The organism is Neobacillus sp. B24 (assembly GCF_055381825.1).
On record NZ_AP035777.1, the window covers coordinates 2,881,324 to 2,901,266 of the forward strand.

Consider the following 19,943-nt stretch of genomic DNA (forward strand, 5'->3'; position numbering starts at 1 on the left):
AGCAAATTTCAGCCAAAATTATCCACTGTTTCACATGATTACCTAGATTATGACAATTCTCTAGGAATACTGTCATATTTATTCTTTTTCTGTCATTTTGTTCATCTATTTTAAATGAAATGTAACCTTGGTGTTCTGTATTTAGATGAAATAAACATGTTAGGGTATATACATGAGATTTTTTATAGGAGGTAGCGCACATGAACATCATCATGAAATCCTTCGTTGTAGCTTGTGCAGCTACAATGTCAATCAGTATGCAAAATCATGCCGAAGCTATCACGCAAAAGGCGATTCAACATAAAGAAACCCTACAGTTGCTCAATCAACCAAAAGGTTTAACTTTTAACAATCAAGATGGACAAGCGGATAATGTCATAAACACGACAATCCAGTCCGTTAGTAATATCGTAGCGCCGCAAGAGAATACGATTGTACCGTCGAAACCAGTGATAAAAGCCGCTGTTACAGTTGTTGGATTATTGGCGGATAACTCAAAAACTGTAACAGCAGCCAATGTTGCAACGGAAACTGCGGCTAAAACAAATGCTCCGACAGAATCTGATGAGACTGTTGTAGATATGGCCAAAACAGAAGAAACTGCTTCACAGCCAACCGAAGCAACAGAGGTAGGAGCAAGTCAGGAGATCGAACCTGTTGAAACTGCTGCGCAGCGAGCAGCTGAAACTGATGTTCAACCAGTTGAACCAAAAGCTGAAGTTCCAACACAACAACCTGCAGCACCTGCAGTTTCGATTTCACAATCTGAAAAGGATCTATTTGCCAGATTAGTGGAAGCAGAGGCAAAAGGTGAGCCATATGAAGGCAAAGTGGCGGTGGCAACCGTCGTTTTAAATCGTGTAGACTCTCCTGAATTCCCTGATAGTGTTACCGAGGTAATTAAAGAAAAAGTCGGAAAGGCGTATGCTTTTTCACCGGTACAGAACGGGGAAATTAATAAACCGGCATCTGAAGAATCAAAGAAAGCAGTTGAAGAAGCTTTAAAAAGAGAAGATACGTTGGACAATTCCATTTATTTCTATAACCCAGAAATTGCAACCGATAACTGGATTCGCACTCGTGATGCAGTAGAAACAATTGGGAATCACGTTTTTGCGAAATAAATGCGATGAAAAAAAGCGTACCAGACGATGAAAACAGTCTAGGTACGCTTTTTTTATTTTTTTAAAATTACTGCAAAATGCTCTTTCACATAAGGTATGACCTTTTCAGGCGCTTCAACATGAATAAAATGACCTGTATCAGGAATGATTCCAACCTTTGCATGCGGAAACTGTACCTCACGAGTTTTATAAGCAAACTCTGTTGAAATGTATGGGTCATTTTCGCCCCACAATATTGTAACTGGATTCTTGATTTCCGCCAGCTTTTGATATGGTTCGATTAATTGTCGATTAGCAGAACGGTACAGTTCCAGAATTACCTTCCTTGTTTCGTCCGTTTCAAAAATGGAATAAAAATCTTCCAAAATTACAACCTCAACCGAAGGAATCTCCTGTTTCATATTCGCCATCCATGCTTCCTTATTCGCCATCGCTTCGACCACTTTTTCCCCTAAGTCTGGCGTACGCCATTTTTGGGCAAGCGGATGCCACTTATACCCAGGTAGCAACTGTGTATCACTTATGATTAGGCTTTCTACTTTGGCAGTATGATCGCAAGCCCAGCGTAACCCAATCAAACCGCCCCAGTCATGAACCACAAGATGGATTTTTTTCAGTTCTAAGGTTGCTAAAAAGTCATCAATAAAAGTTAAATAATTCTCCCATGTGGATTCATAAGGAAAACGATCACTTTGGCCAAACCCAGGAAGGTCAGGTGCAATTGCTCGAAATCCTAATGACACAATTTCAGGGATTAAATGCTTCCATAGCATACTCGATTCTGGAACCCCGTGAATCAATAGAACTGGCGGGGCATCTTTAGGACCTTCGTCCAGATAGGATACAGTTTGATTATTTAAACTAAATGTTTTTTTCAGCATTGAGAGTCTCCTCTTAATAAAATGGATTATTTTAAAATTCGACAAGTCCTAAAATGGGGCGGTGAATGGCACTTTTATCATGGTAAATCAATCTTGGCAGTTGGCAAATCAGCATAGCCCGATTGAAAAAATACTTGGAGGCCCGTTTCACTGATTGGCCGCTGGAAGGTAATAGTCCCGGTAACATTTTCGCCTTTTTTCAAATCTCCCTGACCTAAATAGGTGTCCAAGTCGATGGTAGCTGCTACATCTTCATCAAAAGTCTGTCCTTTGTTATTAACTAAAGCGAAGGAATAGGGATTATATCGAAAGTCATGATCCCCGATATTTTCTATTTTAACTGAAACGATAATATATTCACTGCCGCCTCTAGGCTTAGACTTTTCATCGCCCCTTGATTTTTCAACATTTGTTACCGTTAGCAGAATCCAATTTTGCAAATTAATTTCCTCACCAATGGCATGCCCTTTAGGTTTTGTCTTTGGCGGATCGGATGTTTCTTCTTTACTCGCAGGAACTGTATCTGGTTTTTCGGCAGACTTCTCTTGCGTACATCCCACTGACAATATAGTTGCTATTAATACAACGAAAAACAATCCCCAATACTTTTTGATCATTTACGTACCCCGCTTCCTCACTCGTTAGGTTTACTCCATCACAAAAAATAAAAGCATTTGGAAGGTTGGCCGCAGCAAGCCAATGTCCTCGTACACTTTTCCAATACTTTCTTCAAACTGAACAAATGGCTCGATTGGCAGATAATACATAGAAATACTTGGAGCAGTTGTTAAATCCAATTCTTTATAGTAGGTATTTTTCTGTTGATAAGCCTTTGCCAATGAAAGTAGACTTTGATTCAACTCACTTTGATAGGAAGACAATTCGCTAGGTATATGGATTTTTCCAAGCCCCTCTATGATGGTTTCACCATCCTCTATTACTTGGCTTCTCTGCGATTCTAATTGCTCTAATGGTTTATTAGCCCTAACTGACGATAAAAAGGCACTTTCGGAAAGCTGCTGATTCTTTGCTAGCCGTACGATATCATTCTGAAAGTGAATAATAGCAACCTGCTGCTCCCGAATACTTGGCTCGCTCCCACGACTAGTGTCCTTTGGGATGAAACTCACACCTAAAATGAGCAGGAGGCTCGCCGCCAGTACAAGGCTGGTTACATAAGCAAATTTTGGCCGGTACCGTGAAAATCGTGAAGGAGCAGTTGCTTTCTTGACGATTTTCTTTTTCAGTGATTTCGATAATTCCATATCCTTAAAAACTGTATCATCAAGACTTTCCTTTAGGAATCGAAGATCATCGTTCACGTTCATCCCTCGTTTCTTTTCCCAACTTTTTATATAATAGTTCCCTTCCTCTTTTTAATCGGGTCCGAATCGTGTTTACATTTTCTTTTATAAATGCGGAGATTTCCTCTACTCTGTAATTTTCATAATAAAAGAGAATTATAACCTCTCGATATTTTACTGGCAGTGAGAGAACGGCAGCTGCTAATTCTTTTTTCTGAGAGCGTTCCAAAACATTTTCCAATACATGATCCTTCAAGTCTTTTTGCTTCGGGGTAAAATCATGAAATAGCAGATTACGAAACGACCAGCTTTTTAAGTAGTCTTTACACGTATTAATCGTGATTGAGTATAGCCACGTTTTAACAGATGCGTCTCCGCGAAATTCCCCCCAATTTTGAAAGCATTTGATAAACACCTCTTGGGTAATATCTTCTGCGACCTTTTGATCTTTCACATAGGTATAGGCAAGCTTCAAAACCTTATTTCCATAGGTTTCAATAAGCTCCTCTAAGAGGGTCTCTTTATTAATGCCTGAGATGTCCACGTGTTGAGGGTCTTTTGGTTTATTTAGCTTCATCCTGCTCCCCTTTTCTATTTATCTATTTTTAATAGCCCCCGGTATGATTCTTGTTAACCAATTCAAATCCACCTTGAACATTTACAATACTTTCTTTTGTCGCTGCCTGTTTCTCCTTGCGGGATTTTCTCCATTGCAGCTCACCCTGCATATTCTCTTCAAGCTCTTTTTTTATCATATTTACGATAAAAATGACGATGAAAAATCCAAAAATCGGCACAAAAATGGTCCAAGGAGCAACGCTAAAGTCGAACAAATTCTGCGCAATCAAGCCCGCCCATTCATTTGATAAAGAGGCCGCTTTCGGAGGCTCAAGAAAGCCAAAAATCGTCCCTTCCGCCTGGCCGCCAAGGAATACGCTAAAAATCCCCAGATGCATCGTAATCTGCAAGGTGCTTAATAGCTGCTGAACAAATAATAAAATCCCGTAAGAACGAATATAAGGCATCAATTGTTTTCTTATAATATGAAATTTACTTGCCCCCATTAAATACGAACATTGCACAAATGATTGTGCTAATAATTGATTGGCTATATCAGTTGTAAAAATCGTAACCGTTGGAATGCCAATAAACACCAACATTAAAACTTGAAAAGAAACGATAGAAGAGATGGGTAACTCATGTACAACGCCTATGACTGGCCACATTAAGACAATCCCTAAAAATATCGTTGGAATATATCTTATCGTCATAAAAAAATCCTTAAAGTAGTTTATTATGTATGGTGCCCATAAGGACAGGAACAGACCAAAAACTCCGCCAATCAAGACTCTTAGGAGTGAGACAACAAACGCTATAATCAGCGTAAACTTGGCGCCGTACAAGAATAAAAGATGCATATCCTGCCCATTTCGGTCAGTACCGAGGATATGTTTCTCCGATGGTGGAAAAGGAGCTTTTTCGATGATATTCCCCATTTCATCCTTCACAAAGATTTGTTCATTAAAATCAGCCGGCCCATAGACGGGGTACAAGAAACTTGCAACTAATAAAAGCAGCAGAACAGCAGACCCGATGATGGTTTTCTTATATCCTATCATATCGTGAACTTCTCCTTTCCGGCGATTTTCTTCGACAGTACAAATCCCAATGCTTCAATCAATAGCAAGGGCAATGTAAATAACAACAAACATAGGACAAGTGCAGCAATATTTCCACCTCGAAAAAGCAGAAAATCAAAAGCTTTTGTAAACCCTGGGATATTAAACATATATTCGATTAAATAAATATTCGATAGAATAATCCAGATACTCGTTCGCAGTTGAAAAACCATTAGCGGGAGAATATTCGGAACAAGATGAAAGAAAAGTAGTTTGATCCTGCCTACCCCTTTGGCCCTTCCAAATAACACATAAATTTTACTCTCTTCCTCCTCGAGGACTTTTGTTAGAAACTGGACAAATAAAAGTGTCGGAAGAAATGAAATGGTAAACGTCGGAACGAAATATGGCCGATGACCAAACACCCCATAAAGCTGCAAAAACTTCAACCCCGTCTTTTGATATAGCGTAATGACAAAAAACATAAACAGAAAAATGACGAGTAAATCAGGGATTCCCTCAATCAAATTGAACCCTTTTTTGATGACGTTTCTAATTTTTCTTGGAGCAATCAACACGCAAAATGCTGCCAGGAGCCCTGCAAAAATGACAACCAGGAGACAAAGTGTCAGCACAGTCATAGAATAGCGATAACCTTCGACCAGATTTAGCTGTTGTAGCACTTCAAAGTTGTTACTATCTCCAATATGGAGCAAGTATTGAAAGTCTTTAAGTACAGCCTCCCAAAAGAACTGGAAATTGAAATTAACAATTTTTGTTCCGAACGTTAAAATCGGCAGATTCATCATTAAAATGAATCCGGCTAACATCAGAACAAGCCGAACTGGCAGCTTTAATAACTGTTTCATATGTCATCACCTCTGTTGTTTCACAATTTTGGTATTTATGGAATTAGACGACAGCCAACAAAATTTTTGTTCACTTTTTTCACAAAATATACAAAAAAGCTTTTTAGAACACTTCCCTGCAAAGCTTTTTATTACCGACATAACTCACTTATGAATTTACACTTACTTTATGGAGAATATTTCAAGAGATGGAAGGGAAAAACTAATTCGATTCTAGTTAATGTACGATCAATGGATTTCCTCGAAAGGACAGGTTATGTAATGGATGATATCCTTATTGCCCGTTCCCTCTTTGGGACTACGATGGCATTTCACATCATATTTGCCACAATCGGTGTGGGATTGCCTTTCATGATTTTAACGGCAGAACTGATGTACCAAAGAACCAAAGATCAGGATTATGTTGTCATGGCCAAGCGATGGACGAAGACCTTTGCCGTGCTGCTTGGTGTTGGAATTCCTACTGGGACGATTGCCGGGGTGCAATTATCCCTTCTATGGCCAGGTTTTATGGAAGTAATTGGCATGGTCATGCCGCTGCCATTCCAGATTGAAATTTATGCTTTTTTTGTGGAAGCACTGTTTATGTCCATCTATGTATATGCAGCTGAGAGAATTCCACCCTGGCTGCGAATCGTGAGTTTGGTGCTGGTTGCACTCGGTGCCCTTGCATCGGCTGTGTTGATTACCAATGTCCATGCCTTTCAAGGGACGCCAGCAGGGTTCCGTTATGAGAATGGGAAATTCTATGATATTAATCCATGGGATGCCTTTTTTAATCCCAGCTTCTATGTTTCTGCTTGGCATGTCGGCGTCTCGGCCTACGTGGTCGGGGCATTTGTCGTCACCTCAGTGGCTTCTTTTAGGATGTTGAAAAATACTGTTGGCTCGAGGATTTATCTTTTTCACCAGAAAGCTTTAACACTCGGACTTATTGTTGGTTGTATCTTTGCGTTCCTTACTGCCATCAGCGGGCATACATCCGCTCAATATTTGCATCGATATCAGCCGGAAAAACTGGCGGCGGCAGAAGGCTTGTTTGAGACCCAATCCCACGCTCCACTGGCAATTGGCGGGTTTACCGACCGGGAAACGGAAGAAGTAAAATGGGCCATTGAAATTCCTTGGGCATTAAGCTTTTTAGCAGATAACAGTTTTGACACAGTCGTAAAAGGGCTGCACGACTTTCCGGAAGAGGAATGGCCGCCTTTATTTATCCACACACTCTTTAATGGGATGGTGGCGATCGGCTCCCTGCTGATCTTAATCCCACTTTTTGTATTAGCATGGAAACGGATTTTGAAAAAACGCCATAATCCGAAGTGGCTGATGTGGATCCTGATTTTGACAGGACCGCTTGCGGTTTTGGCAATTGAATTTGGCTGGATATTCGCTTGTACCGGCCGGCAGCCATGGGTGATTTACCAAATTTTAAAGACAGCGGAAGCCGCTACCACATCAAAGGGCTTGGGTACCCTGTTCATTTTATTTAGTGGTGTCTATCTTATTTTGGCAGCTGCAGTTGTCTTCGTCCTTCTCTATTTCTTCAGGAAAAATACGGTTGTGGATGATCTGAAGCGGGCGGAACAAAAAAATGGTGAACTATATAGTTCCAATACGTAGGGGGAGGAAAGCAAGATGCCTGATGCACTGATTGCAATTACTGTCCTTTGGGGCTTTGTATTTATTTATGCGGTCATGGCTACGATGGATTTTGGTGCAGGATTTTGGTCGATGTTTTACATTAATCATGAAAAGACGCGCGCGACAAACATTGCGAACCGGTACCTGTCTCCAACATGGGAGGTAACCAACACCTTTATCGTAGCACTCGTGATCGCCTTAGTCAGCCTTTTTCCAAAAGCCACCTTTATGCTTGGCACCATTTTGCTCATCCCTGGAAGCATGATTTTGCTGCTTTTGGCTCTTAGAAGTGCCTTTCTCGTCTTTTCTAATGCAATACCGGAATACAAAAAACCGTTAACCTATATATCCGGGATTACTGGAATTATCATTCCGGGCCTATTAATTAGTGTCTTGCCGATTACACACGGACATTATGTTGATTATACAGATGGAACCGCCACGCTAAATTTAGCCAAGTTGTTTACTAGTCCAAATGAATATGCGTTTATTGGTTTTGCGATCACCAGCAGCCTATTCCTCTCGTCTTTGCTGCTGGCCGATTACTCTAAAGTTTCTGATGAGATGGAAGCCTATAACGTGTACTTGCGTGACGGCCGAATCCTTGGTCCGATTTCGCTGCTGATGGCATTCCTCATCATGCTGACATTAAAAAATGAGGCTGCTTGGTTATACAATCGAATGATGGATAACCTGTCACTTTTATTGGTATCACTGGGATTTTTTCTTATAGTTGGGATCGGTCTTTATACTCCCAACCCGTTTGCGAAAGGAGTCAAAGGGATGCCGCGGCTGACAGTAATTGCCGCGACAGCACAGTATTTGGTAGCTAGCTATGTATATGGCAAAGCACATTTGCCGTACATTATCTACCCGAATGTCACGATACATTCCGCGTTTACTGACCCGAATACTTTCCATGCGGTGTTTATTACGTATATTGTCGGCTTCGCCATCCTATTCCCTGGGTTCTTCTATTTTTGGAGCCTGTTTATGCACGATAAACATTACTTAAAAACAAAAAAGCAATAAAAATTTAGCATTAAAAAAATAATTCACCCGAATAATTTCAAGGGTGAATTATTTTTTTTGAAAGTGGAAGGATTGTCCTTCTATTAGAAAGGTTGTTAGCCCAACAGTTGTAATTGCTAGACATGAATAAACGAAGCTGTCCCATTCAAGAAAAGCCAAACCCGCTAAAACAATAAGCCCATCAATGAAAATAATAACCAGCGCCAAATTCAAAGAAAATCTTGTTGAGATGATTTTGGCGAGTAAGTCAGTCCCACCGGTACTGGACTTATAGCGAAGCATTAATCCGACGCCGATTCCAATCGTGACGCCGCCGATTATGGCACTGCCAAGGTCAGAAACAAAAAATTCATTTCGAAGCGGCGCCAGCAAATCAATAAACAAGGAAGAAAACAGCAGCCCTTGTAAACTGCTGAAGAAGAATCCCTTTTCATACAATGATGCAAAGACACAAATGGGAACACTTAAAGCCACCATGGTCATTCCAGTCTGAAACTCAAAATAATAATGGAGGATGAGAGCAATTCCAAGGATGCCGCCATCAATCAAGTGATGCGGAACAAGAAACCCGTTTACCCCAATACCCAACAACAAACTGCCAATTATAGTAGCAATGATTCTCCGATAAATAATAATCACCTTGTCCAATTTTTCAGTCATATAAACCTAAATTAACCGTGATAATACAGCAATATAATCAAAAAAATGATCAGCCCGATGACGAAAATGGGACCAACACCAGAACTGTAAACTATGTAAATTCTGACGTGGAGAATCACATTAATCAATAGGACTAACAGTAAACAGGCAAGGAGAAATAGGATAATCTGAACATTTTTATTTCTATTCAAATGATCGCCCCTTTCTAGATGCTTGAGCAGGGACAGTAGATGTTATGTTACCTATTTAATATTTCTATTTTTTCTATGGTTGAATTATTCCATTGTGAATCAGGATGATTGTCCTATTAAAAAAAGCGAGCCGCCCTTGCAATGCTTCCGGCGGTTCACTTTTTTAATAAAAAATTTAATCTTCAAGAATATTAATCTGATATTGCTCTAACCAGCTATTCAGTTGAATAAAATACGCAAGCAGCTGCGGACCAGTCATAAGCTGCCCAAACCATGGCGTTTTGAACGAGGCGCAGTTTGAATCGATAATTTCTTTAACCTTCTGTTTGGAGAATAGTTGAAGGATCGGCGATGACTGTTGTTCCAGAATGGTATTCAACCTGTTCTTAACGAGATTCGTATATTCTGGGTTATGTGTCTTTGGATACGGGCTCTTTTTCCGGTAAAGCACATCATCAGGAAGCACGCCCTCGAGTGCCTTCCGCAGTATCCCCTTCTCCCGGCCATTCAGCATTTTCATATCCCACGGGATATTCCAGGCATATTCTACGAGACGATGATCCGCAAACGGCACGCGCACCTCCAAACTTGCCCCCATACTCATGCGATCCTTTCGCTCTAACAACGACGTCATAAACCAAACCATATTAAGGTAAAACATTTCACGACGACGTGATTCCAATGGCGCTTCACCATCAAGCTTCGGAACCTCTTGAAGGGTCGCTTGATATTGGTCCATCGCATAATCCTTCAGGTTCAGTTTGTTTTGCCATTTAGTGGTGAGCAGCTGCTGCCGTGCTTCTAAGGATTGCATCCATGGAAATCCTTCTCTTTGCAGGAGCTCTTCACGGTAAAACCACGGGTACCCGCCGAAAATTTCATCGGCACATTCACCAGATAGCGAGACCGTATAATCTCGTTTAATTCGCTCACAGAACCACAACAAGGAGGAATCTACATCTGCCATTCCTGGTAAATCCCTGACAAGAACAGCCTCCTCTAATCGATCAATGAGAACTTTGTTTTCGATCACCTCTGAATGATGAATCGACCCCAAATACTGCTGCATTTTTTCAATCCATGGAGTATCTCGATCAGGCTGAAACGAATTGGCTTGGAAGTACTCATCGTTGCGTTCATAATCAATCGAATACGTATGAAGTGTGCCTCGCCCTTCCTTTTTGAAATATTCGCTGGCAATTGCGCTAATGGCACTGGAATCGACGCCGCCTGATAGGAAGGTACAAACCGGGACATCAGCAACCAGTTGCCGTTCGACAGCGTCCTTGACTAGGTATCTCACCTGTTCAACCGTCTCCTTGAGGGAATGAACATGCTCTCTGCTTTCGACATTCCAATACCGTCTAATTTTTAAGCCATTTTTATCATAAATGAGGACGTGGGCTGGGCGAAGTTCGTTGATTCCGCGGAACACGCCATTCCCTGGTGTTCGTGATGGTCCCAATCCGAGAATTTCCTGGAGTCCTTCTCGATTCACCTCCGCTTTGACAGAGTGATGGGCAAGGATGGCCTTTAATTCCGACCCAAACAACAGCGACCCATTTCCTTCTTTATAAAATAGTGGTTTAACACCGAGACGGTCCCTTGCCATATACAGCTTTTGTTTTTGGTGCTCCCAAATCGCAAAAGCATAAATGCCATTTAAGTGGTCTACGCATTGGTCACCCCACTCCATATAAGCCGTTAACAAGACTTCTGTATCGGAGTGTGACTGAAAGACATGACCGCTCTTTAGTAACTCCTTACGCAGGTCCTCCGTATTATAAAGTTCCCCGTTATAAACCATCGTGAAACTTTGCCCATTACGTGATTTAGTCATCGGCTGGATTCCTCCGGCTGGATCCACGACAATTAACCGTTTGTGGCCGAAAGATACTTGCGGGGCGCACCAGATATTAGATTGATCCGGCCCCCGCCTGCTTAATGTTTCTGCCATCTTTTTTATGATAGACTCTTGTTTCGTCAAATCCTGCTTCCAGTCCACCCATCCTGTTATACCGCACATGATGCATCCCTCTTTCTTTGTGATGATTGTAACTTTTGATCGGACTAGTGTAAATAACCTTACTGGTTACCATAACGTTAGATGATTTCCATCATATGTATGAACCCAGAATCTAACCAATATGTGTTTTGAATAAAATCAATCTCGAATTGAGATTGATTAGATGGAAGCCGCCGATACTGAATACAAAAAAGCTGCCAAAGACTTGAGCCATGGCAGCTTCATAAACATCATTATATATTTGCTATTTTTTCTCGTAAAACCTGTTTAAATCTAACCGGATCATCGACCTTAAGTGCTACTTGTGAGTATTCCCTTTTCATCCCCATAATTAAAGTGGCCTCAACTGGCCTCTTTAATTTTACAATGACATCAGGATGGACTTCTTCCATATCCCTTGCCATGAATTCAATAGTATCCTTACCACGCTTTTGTTTTAATTGTTCTGGTTCATCTACAAGTTCTTCTATATCAGCCATATTGATTTTCATTCGCTTCATCAACCCGAGTGAAACGTAAATACTCTCTTCCGTCACCAACAACGGATTATCGCGGACCACTTGAATATCGCCCAAGAAGAAAATGACCGTATACACATTGAGGACCAGCATAATAATGGATAACACCACGGACTTGTCGTGGAACAGCCAATGGAGGCCGACCATTTCAAGGACAGTCGCGTGAATCAGCATGATTTGAAACGCGATTAAACTTGATTTATGATGCAAAGTAAACTGGTTGGGACCGATTGGCGGTTTCTTTCTCCAAGACGCAAACGCATAGTAAAACGTAAGCATCTCTGAGCAAATTACCCCAATAATCGGATAAGATTTCACGTGCTGTTCCACTGAATTTGAAAAAGAGAATATTACCGGCAATGAGCTTTCCTTTACCGAACGAACGATTTGCGGCAAATAGATAAATAACGAAACCAAAATCGAAACTTCCAGCAGCAACAAGCAGCCTTCGATTGCAAACCCAACCCAGGTTATTGCTTCAAATGGAGCCAAATACTCCATCGGGATCAGGAAACGCACTAAGATTAGGCCGCCCGCGATCCCTAAAATCAGGTTCTTCAAGGTCAATTTTCGTTTCCAAGCCAAAAATAACACTGGAGCAATCAAAGCTAAATCAAGCATGGAAGCAACAACCATTATGTTTGTATTTTCGGGTAATGCCGTATTTCCGAACGAGGTATGGTACAAAGAATAATTTGCTCCCAGCACAAACAGAAACAATAGGAGGAAAATATTTCGGTTAAGAGTTCTTTTTAAGACCATTCAACTCACCCTTACCTTTTTTCTTTAATTATACCATATATTACCTATTAAAATAGTAAAAACTACCCACCTCGGTGAAGTCTAACTATTTAAAAGATTCATTTAGTTTTCCTTATTTTATTGATAATATAGACAGCTATCGCTCCATACAGAATAAACTGAATGATTCCGGTGTCACCAGCCAAAATTTCCGCATACGTCGATTTACTTTCAGTAAATAAAGTCAACCGAGCCCAGACTACGTTGTGCACTGCATGAATTAACGCTGCCGGCCAAACACTATTTGTGACGATTCGCACGTATCCAATCAAGATCCCAACAAGTGTTAATGATACGATAAATAGCGGTATTACCAGCCAGCGGCTTCCTTCGGCATGGTATAGGTCGGTTAACAGGATGAGCGGTAAATGCCAGCACCCATGAATGAACCCAGTGATTAGAAGCGCGCGAACATTCCCCAAGCGCTGCAGATGCGGAAGAAGATAGCCGCGCCAGCCAACTTCCTCAAACATTGAAAAGGTAACCGTATAGATTAATAATGCTGGAATCGCAGCCAAAATCACTACAACCGGGCTTGCACCTTGCAGATTAGCAGTTGTGATCGTCCCCAAACCAGAAATCCACAGAATACAGTATCCTATCAAATGGACAACAAAAGGAACAACAAACGCGAACCCCCATTTTTTCACCCCAAGCCTATGAAGTCCAAGCGAGGCCCATCCTGTTTTTCTGTATCCATCACGGGTTACAATTAGCATCATGATCAACACCGTAATCACTGGTGATAACATATACATTTCGCCGCTGATTCCTGGCAGCTGAGCAAACAGGCCAGCCAAAGCGATGACAATAATCGTGAAAATTCCACTCTTCGCTATATAACTTAAATTTTTGAACATCATTTCCATCTCCTTTTCCTTGATAGTTTGATAATAAGGAAAAAAAGTCACAGAGATGGAGTGCAGTTTGGCAGGTGAAAGTCATATGGAAGTCATAAAAAAAGACACAACTCTATTTTTTCCACACTACCGATGCTTTCCTTGCTGACATTATGACAAAATGCCTCTGGTTAGAGGCAGAAATTTAGTTTCTTTTTCATGATCATCGGTTATAATAAACAGTAGAATGCATATAGTAAAAAAGTCCGAACATGCTGGTAACATGTCCGGTCTTGCAATAGATGATTCCCTTTAGGGGGTCGGTCATGGGAGATAATCCACCTGAGCGCGCTTAACTCATGGGTGGATTATTTTTTATGGTTATGAAATGACAGAATCGCAATAATCAAACTAGCAAAAGATAATGCAAGCATTAAAGCTTGAAAGACTGTCACTAAGGCATCACCCCCTTTCTGATGGGAGTGTACCAACCACCTTCGAGAATTCCAATTCTATTGCAGTTTAAGTATACCATTTCATAGGATAAATAAGAACATATGTTTTGTTTAAAAAGAAATATTTTTAACAACAAAGGTCATAAGGGTGAAGAGGTGTAACAGCTGGAAAAATCCACTTTGCGTTTAACTCTTTCCAATGCCAGGCCCCCAATGCCGCAGCGCAAGCATCAATATAATGACTCTCTTCCTCGATAAAACTAGGAAGCTGCTTCAAATTTTGCTGCCCTAACCAATTCCTCATAAAAGCTCTCGCAGACAAATCTTGCTTGTAGCTCAATACAAGCTTAAAATGCTCCTCGGAAAGCCTTGATCCAATGACTGCACCAGGATGCACTTCCACTATTGAAATAGGATTTACGGCCTTCAGATTTTCAATTTCTCTGCTAATCCTTATGCCTCGTAAAGTTAGATAAACCATTTTCGTCATAGTCGGAGTCATGATGGAACCGGACTTCATTCCTAGTGAAACAATATACTTCCGCAGTTCTTTATCACTGGTCCTGTCTCCGCCCCCATCCTGATAGGATAACGGGGCATCAATTCCAACCGCGACTTCATCCAGATTACTTTGAGCTGAAATTTCATTTAAAATATCACTGTCACTGATGTTGCTTAAAAGCTTAATAAATAGTAATTGCCCTTCTAGTTTTTCAAATACAGACATCACCGTATCTTTGTGATTACTTGGTCCTGATAAATCAATGCCAATTACTCTCATGAAAAAATCAACTCTTTCTATAAATTCGCTCATTCATTTGCCACAATGTCTTACCAATAGAATCTTGGATAACATAGGTTCCTTCCTGATGATCGTACGGTGTATCCCCCTTATTAATGATAATCATCGGAACGCCTTGCTCCCTATATTGCGGAAAGGTGGAAAAAGGGGTGACTTTAAGACTCGTACCCAGGACCAATAGGCAATCAGCTTCCGCAATATGGTGAAGAATCGTATTGAATCCCTGGACTGAAAACCACTCGCCTGCATCCCCAAATAAAACAACATCCGGCTTGATATACCGGTCCTTCTCCCGTTTTGTTTTGCAATGGTTGCAAACATAGTAATCCTCAATTGTTTTCATTCGTGAAGCCATTTCCTCAGCCGTGTATGTTCTCCCGCAATGCAAACAAGAAGCGGTTTTCATGGTCCCATGGAACTCAATGACATGCTGGCAGCCTGCCTTTTGGTGGAGGCCATCGATGTTTTGCGTAATAATTTGCTTTAGCTTTCCCTCGGCTTCCCATTTTGCCAGAATTTCATGCCCGCGATTTGGAAGGGAATCCGGATGATACAGATTTTCCATGGCAAATTGGTAAAACTCTTTAGGGTGCCGATAAAAATAATCAAGAGAAAGAAGATATTCGGGCGCCAGTTGATAAATCCCAGATTTGGAACGGAAATCTTTAATCCCTGATTCAGTACTAATCCCAGCACCCGAAAGGACGACAATGTTATTGGCTTTCGCAAGTAAGCTTGTGCACGTTTCAATGTTGCTAAGCATAGTGAAACACTCCCAGTTTTCCTTTTTACTCTCAGTATATATTGTTATCTCTTAAATAAAAAACCTACAGAACTGATTCATTCTGCAGGTTTGCTGTATTTTTATAATACAAGACCACCATCGACATTTAAGACTGTCCCATTGATATATCTTGCATCATCAGAAGCAAGGAACAAATAGGCATTGGCGATATCTTCCGGCTGGCCAAGCTGTCGTAACGGCGTTTTCGACTCCATCAAATCGAGGATCTTTTGAGGCACCTTCGCTGTCATGTCCGTGACGATAAATCCTGGTGCCACTGCATTCACACGGATTCCCTTTGGCCCCATTTCCTTTGCCCAGCTTTTTGTAAGTCCAATCACACCTGCTTTCGTAGCTGCATAATTGGTTTGGCCGATGTTTCCATATACACCTACTACAGAAGAAGCGTTAAGGATTACACCTGCCCCTTGCTCGATCATGAAGGGAACAACTTCTTTTGTGCATTTAAACACGCCAGTCAGATTCACCGAGATAACCTTTTCCCATGATTCTTCATCCATCTTTGTCAACAAGCCATCAATGGTAATCCCTGCGTTGTTTACCAACACATCGATTTTTCCATAGGTTTCAATCGTTTTTTGTACTAGTTCTTGAACCTGGTTTGTTTCGGCGACATTAGATTGGATAAAAGTGATGGAACCTAGAGCTTCCAGTTGTTGTACCGCAGCGTTGCCAGCCTCAGCATTTAAATCACTAATAACCACCTTTGCCCCTTCCTGCAAAAATCTCTTGGCCGTCATTTTTCCAATTCCATTGGCCCCGCCGGTAATAATCGCTACTTTTCCTTCAAGTTTCATAAGTATCCCCTTTATGTATTGAATTTTCTTATTTTTCAATGCTATTATACTGTAAAATAAAGTTTAATAGTATAAATTTCCAACAGAGATTTGGTTTCTGAATCAAAAAGGCTCATCATCCGTCTATCATAGGTAGTGTCAAAAGTTCTATGAAAACTCCTTAAGGGGTTAGGTTCCTTTCCACATATTGGGTGCGTCGGCCCCGCAACCGCTCTTGACAAACACGCCAATGGTTTGAGATTCCTTTATCAAGGGCGACGGGGACAAAAAGAAGGCATGCCAAATAGCCCTTGGTATTTCCATTTTAAACCATTGGCAAGTTCGGTTTGTCAAGAGTTCGCTTCGCCGGTTGCTAGTGGGTTCAAGGGCTCTGCTAAACAAAAAGTTAGACTGTTTGTTCAATGATCCAATCTTGAGCTAAACCTATTAATTTAGTCCAGCGTGCAGGCATATTCGGTCGCAGTAAGAGCTCTGGATTAACCACTGGCACATTACCTTCTAACGCTGAGTGAGGCCGTAAAAAGTTAAAGTAAGCCACAAAAAGCGTCACAAACGAAACAGACCCATGTTCGGACCCAAACCCGTGTGTTGAGCGATAATTGCCCTTAAATGTGCGATTGAGTCTTTCAATCACTTGTTTGAGAGGCCTATACTCCTTTGATACAGGATCTTCATTGGTAAGCCCAATGACCTGAGTAATGTCAAAGTGAATATCATGCTGGGCGTAAAAGTGTTGGGCTAAGAGATATATCGGATTGCCGTCCACCACAAATGTAAGATCTTCCGGAATCTCTTTAAATTTCATTAGGACATCATCAATGGCACGGATTGCTGTCGCTGTATCTCGATTTGCTGACACTGGATAAGACAGAATGATCTTTTTTACCGCATCAAAGAAGAAGAACAAGTAATGCCAACGACCTTGAACCCTAATATAGGTTTCGTCCCCACAGAACTGATCAGAAAGCTCGTAGGGATAGTGGTCTACGTAAGGTTTAAGGATTAATGCAACTGCGTTCTCGTAATTTAAAATGCTTTGATGCGATATAGAAACACCATGGATATCTTTCATGAGTGCAGCTGTCTTCCGGGCCGAAAGGCCATAGTTAACGTGATAGGTTAAAATAAGCCCCAATGTATGTGGCGACACATAAAGCCTGGCCAAGTCAACCTTTGGTTTCTTAGGAGAAGCCTTTGACAATGGCTGAAAATCAATGTGGAACTGCCGGAAGATATATCTTAATTTAAAGGCTTGTGGATCCTTTTTAAACTGTTTCTTCTCTTTCGCAGACATGCCATTCAGTTTCTGCTGGTAGTAGGAACAGTCATTATTTTTACACTTGTACACGTCAAAGTCTTTTCGCTCTTTGACTTTCTCAAGGGTCCTAGAACAATGAGGACACTTCAAAATAGCCTCCTTCGAATAGCGATTTTTATCATTGAAAAGACAGGCACACACCTTACATTGAAACTGTCCTTTGCCTCCATTATTGGCATAAAGATAATCCGCTGGAGCACCACACTGCGGACATTTCATTGACTTGGGCACACATGCCTTTGTATTCGAACGCCTTTGAACAGGTTTTAGTTGTTTACCGTTCTTCTCCAGGTATTCGGTTAGGAGGGTTCGGTAATCAAGTTTCTGAATGGTTTCGATGATCGGAAGATCATCCACCTGGAGTTTACGATAAGGTTTATTTACAGGTTTTTCCTCAGGCTTTTCAAACATCCCCTTCCCAATAAGAAGGGTAAGTAATGTTCGAATTATTTGTTCTTGGTACTTAATAAAAGTTAATAAATAGGTTATAATTTGAGGGTACAACTTGTCACTTCCTTAATCTAGGTTGTTGGGTGTGTGGTAACCTCAATTATCCTTAGATTTCAGGGGGTGGCAATTTTTTTGCTTATAAAGCCCTCTATCTAGGTATTTTATAGCCTATTTCTTATAAAAGTTTTTACAATACGCTATCATATAAAGGGGTGCTTTCATGAAAAATATGGCTTTCTTATTGGTGCTTGTATTGTTATTAACAGGCTGTCGCTCCTCACCATTTGGCGCTCAATCCGTCATTGATTGGGTTGATTTTATTAAATGGGATGGCGTGACATACGATGGGATATATTCGGGAGCTTTGGCTGATAAAAAGTACATTGGGGAGAAGATTGGCGAAGTAAAATTCAGAGTGGCTGACAATGTGACGAACCCCAATTATAAAATTCGTAATGGCGACGCTGCTTTCCATGAAAAAGGAACAGAGATTTTCGCGATAGCCGGCAATCCTCAGTATATTGCTGTAAAATCTCCACGAGATATTAACGGGTATCGCGTTTATTTTTCAAGAGATAACATTGAGTACAAATGGCACTATAAGGATATGCCAATTCAAAAAGTGAAAACAATTGAGATTTATCTTGCTTATACACAAGAGGGTGCTAAAAAAATGGCTGCTCTCACTTTGCCCGAGGATGTAAACAAGTTTCTCGAAATCATAACGAATAGTAAGGACAGCCCGGGTTTCCAGCCCAGCACAGAGCATGGCGACCCCACCTATTATGAAATGGTCTTCTACACGGATGAACCAATTGCCTATAAATTTGATCTTCAATTTGACGGAACAACTTATTATTGGCATCCCTGGGATACATCAATTATTTCCGATGAAATCGGCGAGCTTATACCAACAAACTAGTTTTTAAACCTCTTATAATTTTATAAATCTTTGGAATAATATCGTTGAGGTGAATTTAAATGGATCTTAGCAGGGTAAAAGAAGTATTAGCATCAGAGGATGAAATTTTGGTAAATTATCATGGCATTCCCGTGTGGATTGAAAGTATCGAGGATACATCCAGCATGGCATTGGTTTCTCAAAGAGGGGCCCATGATGAAAGACGCTTGGTTTCCATCGATGGGTTGGTGGAAAATAATAAAGTTCACTAGATAAAATGGGATTTTTCATTTATTATGTTGGGACGTTACGGGGCAGATAGTGAATTTCAGCGTTTAGCCAAACAAATTTGGTTGATTGACGTAGTGTAACGGGGAAAAACTGGGGTTCACTGCTCCAATAAGCGTGATTGGCGTAGTTGAAGCGTAAAAATTTATGGTTTACTACTCCAATAAGCTCTATTGGCGTAATTTGGAAGGGGAAATTGGCGATTTACTGCTCCAATGAGGCCCATTAGGGTAATTTAAGGGGGAAGATTAGGTATTTTATTCACCAAAAATAGACTTAAAAAATTATATCCGCGGTTTTTCTGCGGATATCCGCGAAAAACAAAATATATCCGCGTTAATTTGATTTTATCCGCGAAAAAACAAAATATATCCGCGATACTCCATTTTTCAAAGCCAATTACCCTTTTAAAATAAACACAAAAAAGACAACCATTTTTTCAGGTTGTCTTTTGTTTGCCCGGCAGCGTCCTACTCTCACAGGGGCGCTTGCCCCAACTACCATCGGCGCTGAGAAGCTTAACTTCCGTGTTCGGTATGGGAACGGGTGTGACCTTCTCGCCATAGCTACCAGACTTTTTGAGATTGAGGTTTCATTCCCTCAAAACTAGATAATGCAG

General features: G+C 40.9%; 21 protein-coding genes and 1 rRNA gene. 5 read left to right on the top strand and 17 right to left on the bottom strand.

Going from position 1 to position 19,943, the window contains the following annotated elements; translation table 11 throughout:
- Positions 1 to 200 precede the first annotated feature (200 nt).
- The gene (locus tag ACZ43M_RS14175) at positions 201 to 1,124 is read left to right on the top strand and encodes a cell wall hydrolase (RefSeq protein ID WP_464503211.1); all 924 of its coding nucleotides are present in this window, start codon (positions 201 to 203) and stop codon (positions 1,122 to 1,124) included.
- 53 nt (positions 1,125 to 1,177) lie between these two features.
- Here the strand turns inward: ACZ43M_RS14175 and ACZ43M_RS14180 are convergent, their stop codons facing one another.
- The 6 genes from ACZ43M_RS14180 to ACZ43M_RS14205 all read right to left on the bottom strand — a co-directional run bounded on the left by ACZ43M_RS14180 (position 1,178) and on the right by ACZ43M_RS14205 (position 5,797).
- Positions 1,178 to 2,005 (bottom strand): alpha/beta fold hydrolase, encoded by an 828-nt coding sequence (locus ACZ43M_RS14180; protein ID WP_464503212.1) that lies wholly within the window; start codon positions 2,003 to 2,005, stop codon positions 1,178 to 1,180.
- Between the two features lie 77 nt (positions 2,006 to 2,082).
- Positions 2,083 to 2,622: a DUF4352 domain-containing protein gene (locus ACZ43M_RS14185; RefSeq protein WP_464503213.1), complete on the bottom strand. Its 540-nt coding sequence runs from the start codon at positions 2,620 to 2,622 to the stop codon at positions 2,083 to 2,085.
- Positions 2,623 to 2,652: 30 nt separating this feature from the next.
- Positions 2,653 to 3,327 carry a hypothetical protein gene (locus tag ACZ43M_RS14190; protein WP_464503214.1) on the bottom strand — a complete coding sequence of 225 codons (675 nt, stop codon included), beginning with the start codon at positions 3,325 to 3,327 and terminating at the stop codon, positions 2,653 to 2,655.
- The gene (locus tag ACZ43M_RS14195) at positions 3,317 to 3,886 is read right to left on the bottom strand and encodes a sigma-70 family RNA polymerase sigma factor (RefSeq protein ID WP_464503215.1); all 570 of its coding nucleotides are present in this window, start codon (positions 3,884 to 3,886) and stop codon (positions 3,317 to 3,319) included. Before ACZ43M_RS14195 ends, ACZ43M_RS14190 begins: the two co-directional genes overlap by 11 nt.
- Positions 3,887 to 3,914: 28 nt before the next feature.
- Positions 3,915 to 4,928, bottom strand: coding sequence for a hypothetical protein (locus ACZ43M_RS14200; RefSeq protein ID WP_464503216.1), 1,014 nt, complete (start codon positions 4,926 to 4,928; stop codon positions 3,915 to 3,917).
- On the bottom strand, positions 4,925 to 5,797 hold the full coding sequence (locus ACZ43M_RS14205; RefSeq protein ID WP_464503217.1) for an ABC transporter permease subunit: 873 nt from the start codon (positions 5,795 to 5,797) through the stop codon (positions 4,925 to 4,927). The genes ACZ43M_RS14200 and ACZ43M_RS14205 overlap by 4 nt, the downstream gene beginning before the upstream one ends.
- A gap of 261 nt (positions 5,798 to 6,058) precedes the next feature.
- Between ACZ43M_RS14205 and ACZ43M_RS14210 the strand changes: the two genes are divergently transcribed.
- Both ACZ43M_RS14210 and ACZ43M_RS14215 read left to right on the top strand, forming a co-directional pair.
- Positions 6,059 to 7,420 (top strand): cytochrome ubiquinol oxidase subunit I, encoded by a 1,362-nt coding sequence (locus ACZ43M_RS14210; RefSeq protein WP_464503218.1) that lies wholly within the window; start codon positions 6,059 to 6,061, stop codon positions 7,418 to 7,420.
- A 15-nt stretch (positions 7,421 to 7,435) separates the two neighbouring features.
- Positions 7,436 to 8,473 carry a cytochrome d ubiquinol oxidase subunit II gene (locus ACZ43M_RS14215; protein ID WP_464503219.1) on the top strand — a complete coding sequence of 346 codons (1,038 nt, stop codon included), beginning with the start codon at positions 7,436 to 7,438 and terminating at the stop codon, positions 8,471 to 8,473.
- 48 nt (positions 8,474 to 8,521) lie between these two features.
- On the opposite strand, the gene ACZ43M_RS14220 is transcribed toward ACZ43M_RS14215, so the two are convergent.
- The 10 genes from ACZ43M_RS14220 to ACZ43M_RS14265 form a co-directional block, all read right to left on the bottom strand.
- The gene (locus ACZ43M_RS14220; protein WP_464503220.1) at positions 8,522 to 9,133 is read right to left on the bottom strand and encodes a YitT family protein; all 612 of its coding nucleotides are present in this window, start codon (positions 9,131 to 9,133) and stop codon (positions 8,522 to 8,524) included.
- 11 nt (positions 9,134 to 9,144) lie between these two features.
- Positions 9,145 to 9,324, bottom strand: coding sequence for a hypothetical protein (locus tag ACZ43M_RS14225; RefSeq protein WP_464503221.1), 180 nt, complete (start codon positions 9,322 to 9,324; stop codon positions 9,145 to 9,147).
- 175 nt (positions 9,325 to 9,499) lie between these two features.
- Complete coding sequence (gene asnB / locus ACZ43M_RS14230; RefSeq protein ID WP_464503222.1) at positions 9,500 to 11,350, bottom strand: asparagine synthase (glutamine-hydrolyzing); 1,851 nt, start codon at positions 11,348 to 11,350, stop codon at positions 9,500 to 9,502.
- Between the two features lie 233 nt (positions 11,351 to 11,583).
- A complete protein-coding gene (locus ACZ43M_RS14235; protein WP_464503223.1) occupies positions 11,584 to 12,630 on the bottom strand; it encodes a beta-carotene 15,15'-monooxygenase in 1,047 nt (348 codons plus the stop codon).
- Between the two features lie 98 nt (positions 12,631 to 12,728).
- Positions 12,729 to 13,532, bottom strand: a complete 804-nt coding sequence (locus ACZ43M_RS14240; RefSeq protein WP_464503224.1) for a CPBP family glutamic-type intramembrane protease — start codon at positions 13,530 to 13,532, stop codon at positions 12,729 to 12,731.
- 344 nt (positions 13,533 to 13,876) lie between these two features.
- Positions 13,877 to 13,963, bottom strand: coding sequence for a putative holin-like toxin (locus ACZ43M_RS14245; RefSeq protein WP_464508026.1), 87 nt, complete (start codon positions 13,961 to 13,963; stop codon positions 13,877 to 13,879).
- Between the two features lie 127 nt (positions 13,964 to 14,090).
- Positions 14,091 to 14,777, bottom strand: coding sequence for a DUF429 domain-containing protein (locus tag ACZ43M_RS14250; protein WP_464503225.1), 687 nt, complete (start codon positions 14,775 to 14,777; stop codon positions 14,091 to 14,093).
- Positions 14,752 to 15,528, bottom strand: coding sequence for an NAD-dependent protein deacylase (locus ACZ43M_RS14255; protein ID WP_464503226.1), 777 nt, complete (start codon positions 15,526 to 15,528; stop codon positions 14,752 to 14,754). The genes ACZ43M_RS14250 and ACZ43M_RS14255 overlap by 26 nt, the downstream gene beginning before the upstream one ends.
- Positions 15,529 to 15,629: 101 nt before the next feature.
- Positions 15,630 to 16,367: a 3-oxoacyl-ACP reductase FabG gene (gene fabG, locus ACZ43M_RS14260; RefSeq protein WP_464503227.1), complete on the bottom strand. Its 738-nt coding sequence runs from the start codon at positions 16,365 to 16,367 to the stop codon at positions 15,630 to 15,632.
- Between the two features lie 385 nt (positions 16,368 to 16,752).
- Positions 16,753 to 18,189 carry an IS6 family transposase gene (locus ACZ43M_RS14265; RefSeq protein ID WP_464503228.1) on the bottom strand — a complete coding sequence of 479 codons (1,437 nt, stop codon included), beginning with the start codon at positions 18,187 to 18,189 and terminating at the stop codon, positions 16,753 to 16,755.
- 166 nt (positions 18,190 to 18,355) lie between these two features.
- Between ACZ43M_RS14265 and ACZ43M_RS14270 the strand changes: the two genes are divergently transcribed.
- Together ACZ43M_RS14270 and ACZ43M_RS14275 are read left to right on the top strand one after the other, a co-directional pair.
- Complete coding sequence (locus ACZ43M_RS14270) at positions 18,356 to 19,057, top strand: hypothetical protein (RefSeq protein WP_464503229.1); 702 nt, start codon at positions 18,356 to 18,358, stop codon at positions 19,055 to 19,057.
- Between the two features lie 59 nt (positions 19,058 to 19,116).
- Positions 19,117 to 19,308 carry a small, acid-soluble spore protein, H family gene (locus ACZ43M_RS14275; RefSeq protein ID WP_464503230.1) on the top strand — a complete coding sequence of 64 codons (192 nt, stop codon included), beginning with the start codon at positions 19,117 to 19,119 and terminating at the stop codon, positions 19,306 to 19,308.
- 473 nt (positions 19,309 to 19,781) lie between these two features.
- Here the strand turns inward: ACZ43M_RS14275 and rrf are convergent.
- Positions 19,782 to 19,898 (bottom strand): 5S ribosomal RNA (gene rrf / locus ACZ43M_RS14280).
- Positions 19,899 to 19,943: the final 45 nt, after the last annotated feature.

Coding starts and splice junctions, on each gene's coding strand:
- ACZ43M_RS14200 (WP_464503216.1), bottom strand. CDS start 4,928: ATGATAGGATATAAGAAAACCATCATCGGGTCTGCTGTTCTGCTGCTT.
- ACZ43M_RS14235 (WP_464503223.1), bottom strand. CDS start 12,630: ATGGTCTTAAAAAGAACTCTTAACCGAAATATTTTCCTCCTATTGTTT.
- ACZ43M_RS14180 (WP_464503212.1), bottom strand. CDS start 2,005: ATGCTGAAAAAAACATTTAGTTTAAATAATCAAACTGTATCCTATCTG.
- ACZ43M_RS14220 (WP_464503220.1), bottom strand. CDS start 9,133: ATGACTGAAAAATTGGACAAGGTGATTATTATTTATCGGAGAATCATT.
- asnB (WP_464503222.1), bottom strand. CDS start 11,350: ATGTGCGGTATAACAGGATGGGTGGACTGGAAGCAGGATTTGACGAAA.
- ACZ43M_RS14210 (WP_464503218.1), top strand. CDS start 6,059: ATGGATGATATCCTTATTGCCCGTTCCCTCTTTGGGACTACGATGGCA.
- ACZ43M_RS14175 (WP_464503211.1), top strand. CDS start 201: ATGAACATCATCATGAAATCCTTCGTTGTAGCTTGTGCAGCTACAATG.
- ACZ43M_RS14255 (WP_464503226.1), bottom strand. CDS start 15,528: ATGCTTAGCAACATTGAAACGTGCACAAGCTTACTTGCGAAAGCCAAT.
- ACZ43M_RS14275 (WP_464503230.1), top strand. CDS start 19,117: ATGGATCTTAGCAGGGTAAAAGAAGTATTAGCATCAGAGGATGAAATT.
- fabG (WP_464503227.1), bottom strand. CDS start 16,367: ATGAAACTTGAAGGAAAAGTAGCGATTATTACCGGCGGGGCCAATGGA.
- ACZ43M_RS14270 (WP_464503229.1), top strand. CDS start 18,356: ATGAAAAATATGGCTTTCTTATTGGTGCTTGTATTGTTATTAACAGGC.
- ACZ43M_RS14185 (WP_464503213.1), bottom strand. CDS start 2,622: ATGATCAAAAAGTATTGGGGATTGTTTTTCGTTGTATTAATAGCAACT.
- ACZ43M_RS14240 (WP_464503224.1), bottom strand. CDS start 13,532: ATGATGTTCAAAAATTTAAGTTATATAGCGAAGAGTGGAATTTTCACG.
- ACZ43M_RS14215 (WP_464503219.1), top strand. CDS start 7,436: ATGCCTGATGCACTGATTGCAATTACTGTCCTTTGGGGCTTTGTATTT.
- ACZ43M_RS14195 (WP_464503215.1), bottom strand. CDS start 3,886: ATGAAGCTAAATAAACCAAAAGACCCTCAACACGTGGACATCTCAGGC.
- ACZ43M_RS14250 (WP_464503225.1), bottom strand. CDS start 14,777: ATGAGCGAATTTATAGAAAGAGTTGATTTTTTCATGAGAGTAATTGGC.
- ACZ43M_RS14205 (WP_464503217.1), bottom strand. CDS start 5,797: ATGAAACAGTTATTAAAGCTGCCAGTTCGGCTTGTTCTGATGTTAGCC.